At 41.8% G+C, this 13648-nt stretch carries 12 protein-coding genes; 11 read left to right on the top strand and 1 reads right to left on the bottom strand.

Annotated features, from left to right (window positions below; translation table 11 throughout):
* Positions 1-61 precede the first annotated feature (61 nt).
* The 6 genes from ahrC to IOC57_RS14800 all read left to right on the top strand — a co-directional run bounded on the left by ahrC (position 62) and on the right by IOC57_RS14800 (position 6066).
* Positions 62-511: a transcriptional regulator AhrC/ArgR gene (ahrC, locus tag IOC57_RS14825; RefSeq protein ID WP_034308279.1), complete on the top strand. Its 450-nt coding sequence runs from the start codon at positions 62-64 to the stop codon at positions 509-511.
* 22 nt (positions 512-533) lie between these two features.
* Positions 534-2249: a DNA repair protein RecN gene (gene recN / locus IOC57_RS14820; RefSeq protein WP_207439450.1), complete on the top strand. Its 1716-nt coding sequence runs from the start codon at positions 534-536 to the stop codon at positions 2247-2249.
* A 161-nt stretch (positions 2250-2410) separates the two neighbouring features.
* A complete protein-coding gene (spoIVB, locus tag IOC57_RS14815; RefSeq protein ID WP_063233098.1) occupies positions 2411-3703 on the top strand; it encodes a SpoIVB peptidase in 1293 nt (430 codons plus the stop codon).
* Positions 3704-4038: 335 nt separating this feature from the next.
* Complete coding sequence (gene spo0A / locus IOC57_RS14810; RefSeq protein WP_207439449.1) at positions 4039-4830, top strand: sporulation transcription factor Spo0A; 792 nt, start codon at positions 4039-4041, stop codon at positions 4828-4830.
* Between the two features lie 261 nt (positions 4831-5091).
* Entirely contained in the window at positions 5092-5247 is a 156-nt protein-coding gene (locus tag IOC57_RS14805; RefSeq protein WP_207439448.1) for a hypothetical protein, read from the top strand.
* 84 nt (positions 5248-5331) lie between these two features.
* Entirely contained in the window at positions 5332-6066 is a 735-nt protein-coding gene (locus tag IOC57_RS14800; RefSeq protein WP_207439447.1) for a glycerophosphodiester phosphodiesterase, read from the top strand.
* A 43-nt stretch (positions 6067-6109) separates the two neighbouring features.
* Here IOC57_RS14800 and IOC57_RS14795 read toward each other — a convergent pair whose 3' ends face one another.
* Complete coding sequence (locus IOC57_RS14795; protein WP_207439446.1) at positions 6110-6346, bottom strand: DUF2627 domain-containing protein; 237 nt, start codon at positions 6344-6346, stop codon at positions 6110-6112.
* A 206-nt stretch (positions 6347-6552) separates the two neighbouring features.
* Between IOC57_RS14795 and IOC57_RS14790 the strand changes: the two genes are divergently transcribed.
* The 5 genes from IOC57_RS14790 (at position 6553) to IOC57_RS14770 (ending at position 13644) form a co-directional block, all read left to right on the top strand.
* A complete protein-coding gene (locus IOC57_RS14790) occupies positions 6553-8610 on the top strand; it encodes a sigma-54 interaction domain-containing protein (RefSeq protein ID WP_207439445.1) in 2058 nt (685 codons plus the stop codon).
* Between the two features lie 367 nt (positions 8611-8977).
* On the top strand, positions 8978-10075 hold the full coding sequence (gene bcd / locus IOC57_RS14785; RefSeq protein ID WP_063233104.1) for a branched-chain amino acid dehydrogenase: 1098 nt from the start codon (positions 8978-8980) through the stop codon (positions 10073-10075).
* 131 nt (positions 10076-10206) lie between these two features.
* Positions 10207-11628: a dihydrolipoyl dehydrogenase gene (lpdA, locus tag IOC57_RS14780; protein WP_207439444.1), complete on the top strand. Its 1422-nt coding sequence runs from the start codon at positions 10207-10209 to the stop codon at positions 11626-11628.
* Positions 11629-11652: 24 nt separating this feature from the next.
* Positions 11653-12648 carry a thiamine pyrophosphate-dependent dehydrogenase E1 component subunit alpha gene (locus IOC57_RS14775; protein ID WP_207439443.1) on the top strand — a complete coding sequence of 332 codons (996 nt, stop codon included), beginning with the start codon at positions 11653-11655 and terminating at the stop codon, positions 12646-12648.
* A 12-nt stretch (positions 12649-12660) separates the two neighbouring features.
* A complete protein-coding gene (locus tag IOC57_RS14770; RefSeq protein ID WP_063233107.1) occupies positions 12661-13644 on the top strand; it encodes an alpha-ketoacid dehydrogenase subunit beta in 984 nt (327 codons plus the stop codon).
* Positions 13645-13648 lie beyond the last annotated feature (4 nt).

The following is a 13648-nucleotide window of genomic DNA, read 5'->3' as shown; positions in this document are numbered from 1 at the left end:
TAAGTAAGAAATGAAAGTGATACATTAAATGAGCAACAGTCGAGAAGAGGTGCTTCTACTTATGAATAAAGGACAACGACATATAAAAATAAGGGACATTATAACGAATAATGATATCGAAACCCAGGATGAGTTAGTTGAAGAATTGAAATTAGCTGGATACAATGTAACTCAAGCCACTGTTTCAAGGGATATTAAAGAACTTCACCTTGTAAAAGTTCCTTTAACGGATGGAAGGTACAAATACAGTCTGCCGGCCGACCAACGTTTCAATCCACTTCAAAAATTAAAGAGAATCCTTGTCGATGCATTTGTACGCATTGACTCAGCCAACAATTTACTGGTTATGAAGATGCTCCCAGGTAATGCGCAAGCAATCTGTGCATTGATCGATAATTTAAATTGGCAAGAAATACTCGGGACGATCGGTGGCGATGATACTTGTTTAATTATCTGCCGCTCTGAGGAAGATGCAAAGATCATTTCCGGCAAATTCTTGGACATGCTCTAATAATTTTGTGAGGTGACCTAGTTTGTTAACAGAACTATCGATTAGGAATTTTGCGATCATAGACAGCCTGTCCGTTTCATTTGAGAAAGGCTTGACGGTCTTGACCGGAGAAACAGGTGCAGGGAAGTCAATCATAATAGATGCCGTTCATCTTTTGGTTGGGGGTCGTGGTTCTGCTGAGTTCATTCGGCATGGTGAGTCTAAGGCCGAAATAGAAGGATTATTCCAAATTGAAGATGAAAAACACCCGGTCTTTGCCAAAGCCGAAGAGTTTGGCCTGGATATGAATGATGGGATGGCGATACTTCGAAGGGACATCTCACAGAGCGGCAAAAGTGTTTGCAGGGTAAATGGAAAGCTTGTAACGATTTCCACTTTACGTGAGATAGGACGGACATTGATTGATATCCATGGTCAGCATGAACATCAGGAATTAATGGATGAACGACTCCATCTTCCACTACTGGATCAATTTGGCGGTGAAAAAATCGCATCTGCACTCACTGAATACCAAAAACTATATAAACGTTATGAAACCGCTTCTAAACAATTGAATGGTTTAAGCCAAAATGAACAGCAAATGGTACACCGCCTTGATTTGATCCAATTTCAATTCGAGGAAATCCAAACAGCCGATTTGAAATTACGCGAAGATGAAGAATTGATGGAAGAACGGAAGAAAATCAATAATTTTGAAAAAATCCATGAAGCGCTGCAAACCAGTTATAATGCTTTAAATGGTGAACAACATGCAATTGATTGGCTTTCCGTAGCCATGAATAATTTGGAAGAAGCGGCAGGTCTTGATGAAGGTTTAAAGAACAGCTCTGAAACCGTTTCAAATAGCTACTTCCTGCTTGAAGAGGCCGTATCGAACATCCGAGACCAATTAGACTCTTTGGATTATGATACAGAACGTGTGGAATTCATTGAAAGTCGCCTTAATGAAATAAATCAATTAAAGCGTAAATACGGACGGACCATCGAGGAAATCCTGGAATATGGAGCCGCTATAGAAGAAGAGGTCGAAAAACTGCAAAATAGGGAAACCCATATAGCGAAGCTTGAAAAGGAAATGAAATCCATCAAGGCTGATTTGATAGTCGAAGCAAAGAATCTTTCTGAACTTCGCCAGAAATTCGCTCAGCAGTTAACCAAAAAGATTCATCAGGAATTAAAAGATTTATACATGGAAAAGACAATTTTCGAACCGCATTTCCTTCAAACGGCCTATACTTTCGATGAATTGTCAGATAGAGGCATTAATCAGTCAGGGCTGGATTCAATGGAATTTTATATTTCCACCAATCCAGGTGAACCGTTAAAACCTCTTTCTAAAATTGCATCAGGTGGAGAACTGTCGAGGATCATGCTGGCTTTGAAAAGCATTTTCTCCAAGCACCAAGGCATAACGTCCATTATATTTGATGAAGTGGACACAGGTGTGAGCGGACGGGTTGCCCAATCCATTGCCGAAAAGATCTATAAAGTGGCAACTGGATCACAGGTACTGTGCATATCCCATTTGCCGCAGGTGGCAGCTATGGCGGATACTCACCTATTCATAGCGAAAAATGTAAGGGCCGGACGCACGAATACCTCGGTCAAGCCGCTAATTGAAACTGAAAAAGTAAAAGAAATTGGCAGGATGATTTCAGGAGTAGAGATAACGGATTTGACGAAGCAGCATGCCAATGAATTAATCCAGCTGGCCAAAAGGCTGAAGATTACATCTTGATGTGCCGGTAAGAAGATAATTCAAACTTATCATAAGCATTCATTGTAAAGCTATCCAAAAACGGATAGCTTTTATTTTTTGCACCTGTTATAAATGACTGTCATGAGGGCTAAATTAAAGGTGTAGCCATAAAGTTTCAGAGAGCGAGGAGAGTGAATGGATTGAAATTTGTATGGATAAACAGGATCATCGGTGGAATTCTCCTTGTTTCGCTATTAACATTAGGGTTATACCAGCCATCTCGTGAATATTTTTTAATTCCAAATCATCTTGTACTATTTGAAGGAAGTCAATATAGTATTTCCAAATCATTGCCTGTTTCTGCAAAAACTTCGGGTTCCAGTGATGGAATTTCGCTTCATGATGAACAAGCTTCGATTACGCTTGGTGCTGAGAAACCAGGTACGAATGAAGTGTTACTCGATGTAGCAGGCTTACCTGCCAAAAAGGTCGACATCAGGGTGTTAAAAGACTTTAAAGTCATGCCTGGAGGCCAATCCATTGGAGTAAAGCTTAATACTCTGGGGGTTCTCGTAGTAGGTCATCATCTTATTGATACTGCGCAGGGGAAAAAATCACCGGGAGAAAAAGCGAAAATTGAAATCGGTGATATTATTACAGAAATCAATGGTCAGACGATAAAGAAGATGGGGGATGTAACCCCTTTTGTTCAGCAGGCAGGCGAAAAGGGTGAGGCGTTGAATCTTGTCATCAACCGTGATAATGAAGTGCTTCATAGTACCCTATTACCTCTAAAAGATAAGAATGAAGGAACTTACAAATTAGGTTTGTATATCCGTGATTCGGCAGCTGGCATCGGAACGATGACGTTTTATCACCCGGATTCGAAAAAATATGGGGCATTGGGACATGTCATATCCGATATGGATACAAAAAAGCCGATTGTTGTTAAGGACGGACAGATTGTTCAATCGACGGTCACATCCATCGAAAAGGGAAGCAACGGTGATCCGGGAGAAAAATTGGCACGCTTTTCTTCCAATAAAGAAAAAATTGGAAATATCAATCGCAATAGCCCCTTTGGGATTTTCGGAAAATTAAATCAGGATTTTAAAAATGGAATTAACGAAAAGCCACTCCCCATCACCCTTTCCCATGAGGTAAAGGAAGGACCAGCAAAAATCCTTACAGTGGTGGATGGTTCTGAAGTGGAGGAATTCGATGTCGAAATCGTCAGTTCCATACCACAGAAGTTTCCTGCAATTAAAGGAATGGTCTTAAAAGTGACGGATAAAGAATTGCTTCAAAAAACGGGTGGGATCGTTCAAGGTATGAGCGGCAGCCCTATCATACAAAATGGGAAATTAATCGGTGCAGTCACCCATGTATTCGTTAATGATCCTACAAGTGGGTATGGAGTCCATATCGAATGGATGTTAAACGAAGCCGGTATAAATATATACGACAAAGATAATTATGAAAAGGCAAGCTAAGAGAATCCGGGTATCCTTTTTGGATACCCCTTTTTAATGGAAAATTATGATTAGTTATAGGTTTGGATAGGAATTATAAATTTGATTTCTTCAAAAAATAGAGGTTTTTTTGAAACGATGTGATAAAATGAAAACGATATGAAGATTTTTCGACAAACGGTTTTTTCGAATAGCAAACGAAGTCGAAAACAAGAGATATCCGGAGAATAATATTGAATTCCTTATATTTTTTCAAAAATAAAAGGAATTTAGTTTCCATTGTCGAAAAGTTCAATTACAATAGAATTTAGTCATATAGAAAAAAAGACCAATTGTAGTTGAGGAGGAAATCAAGCGTGAAAAAAATTAAGGTGTGCGTTGTAGATGATAATAGAGAACTTGTTGGCCTTCTGGAAGAATACATTTCTGCACAGGAAGACATGGAAGTAATTGGGGTGGCACATAACGGACAAGATTGCTTGGCTATGCTTGAAAGCGTTGATCCGGATATATTGATCCTCGATATTATCATGCCTCATTTAGATGGGTTAGGTGTACTTGAAAAACTTCGTGAAGTAAAACGGGGTGCTATGCCTAATGTGATTATGCTTACTGCCTTTGGTCAAGAAGATGTAACGAAAAAAGCGGTTGATTTGGGCGCGTCATACTTTATCCTGAAACCATTTGATATGGAAAACCTGGCCAATCACATACGTCAGGTAAGCGGTAAAGGACAGGCGGTTTTAAAAAATCATAGCCAATTTAGCTATCGTCCCCAAAATGAATCCAAGCCGAAGAACCTCGATGCCAGCATTACAAGCATCATTCACGAGATTGGAGTGCCAGCACATATCAAGGGCTATTTGTATTTAAGGGAAGCCATATCCATGGTATATAATGATATCGAACTATTGGGTTCTATCACCAAAGTTTTATATCCGGATATCGCAAAAAAATACAATACTACGGCCAGCCGTGTTGAACGTGCTATCCGGCATGCGATTGAAGTGGCCTGGAGCCGTGGAAATATCGAATCCATTTCATCTCTTTTCGGATATACCGTAAGCATGACTAAGGCAAAACCCACAAATTCCGAATTCATTGCCATGGTTGCCGATAAGCTGCGTCTCGAACATAAAGCTTCTTGACAGGGGTAGGGGGAACACCGGTTGTTAAGATTCAGGTTAACAATTGACCATATAAAGGCTAGAGCCGCTAAATATAAATAGGAAATCTCCGTCTGGAGTAAAGGACAGGAAGAAGTTGCTTCGTGATTTTTTCTAATCGGCAACTTCAAAATTTTTTACGCTACCGGTAAAAAAATTAAACGCCTTTTATTTATTGGATTTTTCAGGAAATCCCATAAATAAAAGGCGTTTTTGTTTTGGTTGAAAAAGCAGTCCAAAATCATGGGTATGCTTGACTCAAAAGGGGGAGGGGGATGTTACGATTGGTCAAATGGCTTTCCGGATACTCGCTTGCAAATCGAAAACTTGGAAAAGAAATTCAGTGAATGGACGAAAGGGACCTTCTTTGCAGGAAATAATCACCTGCATTTTGATTAAATGATTAATCTAGATGAAAATAATTTGCTGTTTCTATTCATAAAATTGGGATATAACAATTATTGAGAGAGGCGGCGTTTCATCATGACCTTAATCTTTGCACATCGGGGCTCTGCGGGAACACATCCGGAAAATACGATGTCGGCGTTCAAAGAAGCTGCCCGTGTCGGGGCGGACGGAATTGAAACGGATGTCCAGCTCTCGAAAGATGGAGAAGTGGTCATCATTCACGATGAAAAACTTGATCGGACCACGAATGCCTCGGGGTATGTAAAAGACAGGACCTTGATGGAGTTGAAAACTCTTAATGCGTCTTCAACCTATAAGGGTAAATTGGGTAATGAAAAGATCCCGACGCTTGAAGAACTATTTATTTGGCTTTACGATAATCAGCTTTTTTGCAATATTGAATTGAAAAATACGCTTTTTCTGTATCCAGGATTAGAAGAGAAAGTCATCAGGCTCATCCGTACTTATGAAATCGAGGAAAGGATAATCCTTTCTTCTTTCAATCATTACAGTTTGGTCATTTGCCATCAATTGGCACCTGAATTGGAAACCGCACCGCTTTATAGGGATGGTCTATACATGCCGTGGATATATGCAAAGGCAATAGGCGGAAGTGCAATCCACCCAAATATCCGGGCTGCGCCTGATGAATTAATTCAAGCATCGTTGAGTATGGGAGTTCCTGTACGACCATATACCATTAATAAAGAAGCCGAGATGAAGAGGTTATTCAAATTGGGGTGCAGCGGCATCATAACCGATTTTCCCGAGGCAGCCGTAAGGATCAGAGAAGGATTGAAATCAAGATAAAGAAAGGAGGTGCCATATGTTACATGGCACCTTCTTTTTACGTTTAAAATTTATTGAACCTGCTTTGGACCTTATTTTGTTTTCGATCTCGATGAAGGACGAAGCCAGCGATGAAGGCTATTCCGCCAATCATAATGAGCAGTCCGATTAAAAATTGCAGCCAAAGGGCTGGATAGGGAGGCTGTAAAATACCGAATACCATGTCCCTCATTATTTTTATGCCATAGGCAGCAAAGGCACCGGGTATAAAAAGAATCAAAAAAGCGATTAAACGTCTCATGCGGTCAAATCCCTTCCGAAAATTCCGTCTTTTAAAAATGATAAAGGATATAAATTATTTGTCAAGTTTCGGGAATCTAGATAATGACTGGGAGTTAGTGGCTGTTTTTTAAGGGTGGCGATATGGTAAAATGATGTGGAGTATGAAAAAAATTGCAGGGAAAGATCTAATAAAAGGGATAATTATATCTTAAGGGGGATTGGCTCATGCAAAAGGTCATGATAGTAGGGGGAGGAGTGGGAGGGACAACCGTATTGAAACTCCTATCGGAAAGTGAAGTATTCTCCATTGTTTGTATGGCTGATACGAATGAATCCGCTGAGGGGATGCTTGCTGCAAAGGAACGGAAGATTCCTACAGTGACCAATTGGAGCATGGGATTGGAGCGGGATTTGGACATCATTTTCGACACGACCGGTGACCCGACTGTCTATAAAAAGATAAAAAGGGATATGGGTGAACAAACGATTCTCATTCCTGGAAGTGTTGCCCTCATAATGGCTAAGTTGTTTGAAGAGAAAAATCGTTTAATAAGTAAATTGGAGAATGCCTCGGCAAAAATGGACTTAATCCTTAATACGACCAGTGAAGGGATGGTGGTGATTGATCATGAAGGATTCATCATCATGTTCAATGATAGTGCGGAACGTGCATCTGACACCAAGCGCGAGGATGTGATAGGCAGACATATCAAAGATTTCATCCCTTCAACTGGATTGCTGCGAGTGATGCAAACGAACCAAAAAGAAGTAAATCAGGAAATCACCCTTAGCAATGGGATGGAACTCATAACGACAAGGATACCTCTGGTGAATGCCGATAAGGAAATCATAGGGGCTTTTTCCGTGTTTAGGAATAAAACGGAAGCTGTACAATTGGCGGAGCAGATCACTGATTTAAAAGAGATACAGACGATGCTTCAGGCGATCATTCAATCCAGTGAAGAAGCCATATCTGTTGTGGATGATCAAGGCAGGGGGCTTTTGATCAATCCGGCATATACAAGAATCACTGGCTTAACAAAGACGCAAGTGATTGGTAAGCCGGCTTCCATCGATATTTACGAAGGTGAAAGTATGCATATGAAAGTTCTTCAGACAAAAAAGCCTGTCCGGGGTGTCAATATGCGTGTCGGCCCAAAACATAAGGAAGTGATCGTGAATGTTGCTCCAATCATCGTGGATGGGTGCTTGAAAGGGAGCGTTGGTGTCATTCATGATGTATCGGAAATTCAAGCCTTGACCCATGAATTGAATCGGGCAAGACAGATTATTCGTACATTGCAGGCTAAATATTCCTTTGATGATATAATTGGAGCTTCCGAAGAGATGAAGCTTCCCATTGAACAGGCGAAGTTATCGGCAAAAACACCTGCTACTGTCTTATTAAGAGGTGAATCAGGAACGGGCAAAGAGTTATTTGCACATGCCATCCATAATGCGAGCGATAGGAAATTCAATAAATTCGTACGTGTAAATTGTGCGGCCATCTCGGAATCATTACTTGAAAGTGAACTGTTCGGCTATGATGAAGGAGCCTTTACAGGGGCAAGCAGGGGCGGAAAGGTCGGTTTTTTTGAAGAGGCAAATCATGGGAGTATATTTTTGGACGAAATTGGTGAATTACCTGCCAACATCCAAGCTAAATTACTTCGGGTCCTACAAGAAAAGGAAATCGTTAGAGTGGGTGGAACGAAACCGGTTCCCATCAATGTCCGGGTCATAGCCGCTACGAATATCAATCTTGAACAGGCCATCGCAACCGGATCATTCAGGGAAGACTTGTATTTCAGGCTGAACCGTATGCCTATTTTCATTGCTCCACTAAGAAAGCGAAAAGAAGATTTGAGAGAATTGGCGGAGCATTTGATTCATAAAATCAATCAAGAGTATGGACGGAGCATAGAGGGAATTACAGCAGCAGCTATACATAAGATGCAAATCTATAACTGGCCAGGTAATGTAAGGGAACTCGAAAATATTTTAGGTCGGGCGATCATTTTCATGAAATTGAACGAGACGATCATTGATATCCATCATATTCCGGATTTTATCGAAGAGATTCCAGTAAAACAGGAGAAATTATTAATGAAGCCTTCTGGGTACGTATCGGGGAAACCGCTCTCGGAGATAATAGACCAGTATGAAGCCGAGATCATTCAGCAAGCGTCCCATGCACACAAGGGCAATAAAACACTTACGGCAAAAGCACTGGGAATCTCAGTTAGGAATCTATATTACAAAATGGAAAAATTAAAACTGTGAAAAATTTTGCATGCAAATAATTGCGCACTATGAAAAAAACTGCGCAGAATTTTCTGATTTATTTTAATTTGAGCGAGACTCCACTTCTGACATGAAATTTTTTTGAATTTGTTATAGGCTATAGTTGCCCAACATATTAACCAGCATCCCCTTTTTTTGGATAAAAACGCTCTCATTATGTATTTTATTGGCATGTTATTTGCATATTTAAAGGTGCATGGGTTTTTCAAGGGAACCATTCCCCATGGGGAAAATATCATGTGAGTAGCAGATTCCATTTAAAATGAACGTAGGAATAAGAAGAATGAGGAGCAATTCAGTGTCCTCATATCTGACATGTATTAAAACATCTAGGGAGGATTCCTTTATGGAAATTTTTAAATATCTTGAGAAGTATGATTACGAGCAACTGCTATTCTGTCAGGATAAACAATCGGGTTTGAAAGCGATTATTGCCATTCACGATACAACATTAGGGCCTGCGCTTGGAGGCACAAGGATGTGGACGTATGCATCTGAAGAAGAAGCCATTGAAGATGCCTTAAGGCTTTCGAGAGGAATGACATATAAGAACGCAGCTGCCGGCCTGAATTTAGGCGGAGGGAAAACCGTCATCATCGGCGATCCGCGTAAGGATAAAAATGAAGAAATGTTCCGTGCATTCGGAAGGTATATCCAAGGGCTGAATGGGCGTTATATAACAGCTGAAGATGTAGGTACAACGGTTGAGGATATGGACCTCATACATGAGGAGACGGATTTTGTCACGGGGATTTCCCCTGCATTCGGTTCTTCGGGTAACCCTTCCCCTGTAACTGCTTATGGGGTGTATCGCGGCATGAAGGCCGCTGCAAAAGAAGCATTCGGAACAGATTCTTTAGAAGGCAAGGTAATTGCAGTCCAAGGCGTCGGAAATGTTTCTTACAACTTATGCCGTCACCTTCATGAGGAGGGCGCCAAGCTGATCGTTACGGATATCAATAAAGAAAGCGTGGCCCGTGCGGTTGAGTCCTTTGGGGCGACTGCAGTGAATCCTGATGAAATTTATGGAGTCGACTGTGATATCTATGCACCATGTGCGTTAGGGGCTGTCATAAATGATCATACAATCAATCAAATCAGGGCGAAGGTCATTGCTGGTGCAGCTAATAATCAATTAAAGGAACCTGTTCATGGCGATCAAATTCATGAAAAAGGTATCATATATGCTCCTGATTATGTAATTAATGCAGGTGGCGTCATAAATGTAGCCGATGAGCTTCTTGGGTATAATCGGGAAAGAGCCCTTAAGAAAGTGGAAACGGTTTATGATACAATTGAACGAGTCATCGAGATTGCGAAACGTGATCAAATTCCAACTTATAAAGCAGCGGATAGGATGGCTGAGGAGCGCATTGCCCGCATGAGGAATTCAAGGAGCCAATTCTTGCAAAATGAAAAACATATCTTGAATGGAAGAAAATGAATGTAGTTTTACAAGATATAAATTCCTGTGTTTTTTTAAATAAACACAGGAATTTTCAACATGGATAACGTAATAAACATAGGGCAAGTAAAAATGGTGACAATAGAATGTATTTGTGAGGAGGAGCAGTTTTGGCTGAAGAATTTGACCTCGTTATCCTCGGAGGAGGAACAGGCGGGTATGTGGCAGCGATAAGGGCTGCTCAATTAGGATTGAAAACGGCTGTCGTGGAGAAAGGCAAGCTCGGCGGAACGTGTCTACATAAAGGCTGTATCCCTTCAAAAGCACTTTTAAGGAGTGCGGAAGTTTATCAGACTGCAGTGAAAAGTGAAGAATTTGGTGTTGTTACCGGGGATGTAAAGGTAGATTTCCTTAAGGTGCAGGAAAGAAAGAATAAAGTGGTCGATCAACTATATAAAGGTGTCCAGCACTTGATGAAACAAGGAAAGATAACGGTTTATGAAGGGTTAGGACGTATACTTGGTCCATCTATATTTTCCCCGATGCCTGGAACAATTTCCGTGGAAATGAATAATGGCAGTGAAAATGAAATGCTCATTCCTCAGAATGTCCTCATTGCCACCGGTTCGCGTCCGAGGACACTGCCCGGTTTGACGATTGATGGTGAATTTGTGCTTACATCGGATGAAGCCCTAAAGCTTGAGAGCCTGCCAAAATCAATGATTATTGTAGGCGGGGGAGTTATCGGGATTGAATGGGCCTCCATGCTCAATGACTTTGGCGTGGAAGTGACAGTACTGGAATATGCAAATAGAATTATCCCGACTGAGGATCATGATATTTCCAGTGAAATGCTTCGTCTCCTAACGAAAAAGGGCGTCAAATTCGTTACTAGTGCCAAGGTATTGCCTGAAACCCTGAAAACGGATGTTTCAGTATCCATTTCTGCTGAAGTCAAAGGTTCGGTAGAGGAATTCACAGCTGAAAAAATACTGGTTTCCGTAGGCAGATCAGCAAATGTGGAAGGGATCGGCCTTGAAAATACCGAAATTGTGAAAGAGAATGGTTTTATTGAAACCAATGACTCCTTTCAAACGAAGGAATCACATATCTATGCGATCGGTGATTGTATCGGAGGTCTGCAATTGGCTCATGTTGCCTCCCATGAAGGTATTACAGCAGTGGAACATATAGCAGGTCAAAAGCCGGAACGGCTGGATTATTCGCTGATTTCAAAATGTGTGTATTCAAGCCCTGAAGCTGCAAGTGTCGGTTTGACGGAAGAACAGGCAAACAAGGAAGGCTATGACCTTAAAATCGGGAAATTCCCATTCCGTGCAGTTGGTAAGGCCCTTGTTTTCGGGGAAGCGGATGGTTTTGTCAAAATCATCGCCGATAAGAAAACGGATGATATACTGGGCGTTCATATGATCGGCCCACATGTTACGGATATGATTTCAGAAGCGGGACTTGCAAAAGTGCTTGATGCGACACCTTGGGAGATAGGGAAGACAATTCATCCGCACCCAAGCCTTTCTGAAGCAATCGGAGAGGCGGCCCTTGCTGTCGATGGACGTGCCATTCATTCATAAAGAATAAGGTCAGGAGGTTTTATGATGGTAGAAAAACGTCATGAACAATTAGGCTTAAATGAGGAAACGGTTTTAGATATGTACCGGACAATGCTTTTGTCCCGCAGAATTGATGAGCGCATGTGGCTTTTAAACCGATCGGGGAAAATTCCCTTTGTGATTTCCTGCCAGGGGCAAGAAGCTGCACAGGTTGGGGCATCATTTGCGCTTGATAGGCAAAAGGATTATGTACTGCCTTATTATCGGGATGTAGGTGTGGTGCTTACCTTCGGAATGACCGCAAAAGACTTGATGCTTTCAGGTTTCGCGAAAGAGGAAGATCCCAATTCCGGCGGACGCCAAATGCCTGGTCATTTTGGTCAAAAGAAAAATAGGATCGTCACTGGTTCATCACCTGTAACGACACAGGTCCCGCATGCTGTTGGAATTGCCCTTGCAGGGAAGATGGAAGGTAAGGATTTGGTAACATTCGTAACGTTTGGGGAAGGTTCATCCAATCAGGGCGATTTTCATGAAGGGGCCAACTTTGCAGGTGTGCATAAGCTACCGGTCATTTTCATGTGTGAAAATAATAAATATGCGATTTCCGTTCCTATTTCGAAACAGCTATCGTGTGAAAATGTTTCCGACAGGGCAATTGGCTATGGGATGCCTGGAATAACGGTGGATGGCAATGATCCATTGGCCGTGTATGCAGCGGTGAAAGAAGCAGCCGACCGTGCACGAAGGGGAGAAGGCCCTACACTGATAGAAACCGTTTCATACAGGCTCACACCTCATTCAAGTGATGATGATGACCGAAGCTACCGGACAGCGGATGAAGTGGCCGAAGCCAAAACGAAGGATTCCATTAAGACATTTGGAGCGTATTTAAAAGAAGTGGGAATCATGGATGATGACCTTGAGAAACAAATGAATGATGAAGTCATGATGATAGTCAACGAAGCAACCGATTATGCTGAAAATGCTCCATATCCGAAGGCTGAAAGTGCTATGAATCATGTGTATGCACAAAAGTAAGGGGGTAATAGAATGCCAGTGATTTCTTATATAGATGCCGTGACAATGGCAATGAGGGAAGAGATGGAACGTGATTCCCGTGTATTCGTATTGGGAGAGGATGTTGGAAAAAAAGGAGGGGTCTTTAAAGCCACTAATGGTTTATACGACCAATTCGGTGAAGCCAGGGTCATCGATACCCCTCTCGCTGAGTCTGCAATTGCAGGAGTTGGAATTGGAGCCGCCATGTATGGGCTTCGGCCGATAGCTGAGATGCAATTTGCTGATTTCATCATGCCTGCCATTAACCAAATAGTTTCAGAAGCAGCCAAAATTAGGTACCGTTCCAATAATGACTGGAGCTGTCCCATGGTAATCCGTGCTCCATATGGAGGAGGGATTCATGGAGCTCTTTATCATTCACAATCGGTTGAAGCAATCTTTGCCAATCAGCCGGGCTTGAAAATTGTGATGCCTTCCACTCCGTATGATGTAAAAGGCTTGCTTAAAGCTGCCATTCGCGATGAAGATCCAGTGCTATTCTTTGAACATAAACGCGCATACCGCTTGATCAAGGGTGAGGTACCCACTGAAGATTATGTACTTCCAATCGGTAAGGCAGATGTGAAAAGGGAAGGGGAAGACATTACAGTCATCTCCTATGGCCTTTGTGTGCACTTTGCCCTTCAAGCAGCAGAAAAATTAGCTGCAGATGGAATATCTGCACATGTTCTTGACCTGCGTACCGTCTACCCTTTGGATAAGGATGCCATCATAGAAGCAGCTTCTAAAACGGGGAAAGTATTACTGGTTACGGAAGATAATAAAGAAGGAAGCATCATGAGTGAGGTCGCGGCCATCATTGCCGAGCATTGCCTTTTTGATTTGGATGCCCCTGTAAAACGATTGGCGGGACCTGACGTACCTGCCATGCCATATGCGCCTACGATGGAAAAACATTTTATGGTGAATCCTGATAAAGTGGAAAAAGCTATGAGGGAATTGGCCGAGTATTAATGAC

Origin of the sequence: Bacillus sp. SD075 (assembly GCF_017355165.1) — a bacterium.
In the GTDB taxonomy this organism is placed as follows: domain Bacteria; phylum Bacillota; class Bacilli; order Bacillales; family DSM-1321; genus Peribacillus.
This window is presented reverse-complemented; position numbering and strand designations above follow the sequence as displayed.

Coding starts and splice junctions, on each gene's coding strand:
- ahrC (WP_034308279.1), top strand. CDS start 62: ATGAATAAAGGACAACGACATATAAAAATAAGGGACATTATAACGAAT.
- IOC57_RS14805 (WP_207439448.1), top strand. CDS start 5,092: ATGGGTATGCTTGACTCAAAAGGGGGAGGGGGATGTTACGATTGGTCA.
- IOC57_RS14800 (WP_207439447.1), top strand. CDS start 5,332: ATGACCTTAATCTTTGCACATCGGGGCTCTGCGGGAACACATCCGGAA.
- IOC57_RS14795 (WP_207439446.1), bottom strand. CDS start 6,346: ATGAGACGTTTAATCGCTTTTTTGATTCTTTTTATACCCGGTGCCTTT.
- IOC57_RS14790 (WP_207439445.1), top strand. CDS start 6,553: ATGCAAAAGGTCATGATAGTAGGGGGAGGAGTGGGAGGGACAACCGTA.
- bcd (WP_063233104.1), top strand. CDS start 8,978: ATGGAAATTTTTAAATATCTTGAGAAGTATGATTACGAGCAACTGCTA.
- IOC57_RS14775 (WP_207439443.1), top strand. CDS start 11,653: ATGGTAGAAAAACGTCATGAACAATTAGGCTTAAATGAGGAAACGGTT.
- IOC57_RS14770 (WP_063233107.1), top strand. CDS start 12,661: ATGCCAGTGATTTCTTATATAGATGCCGTGACAATGGCAATGAGGGAA.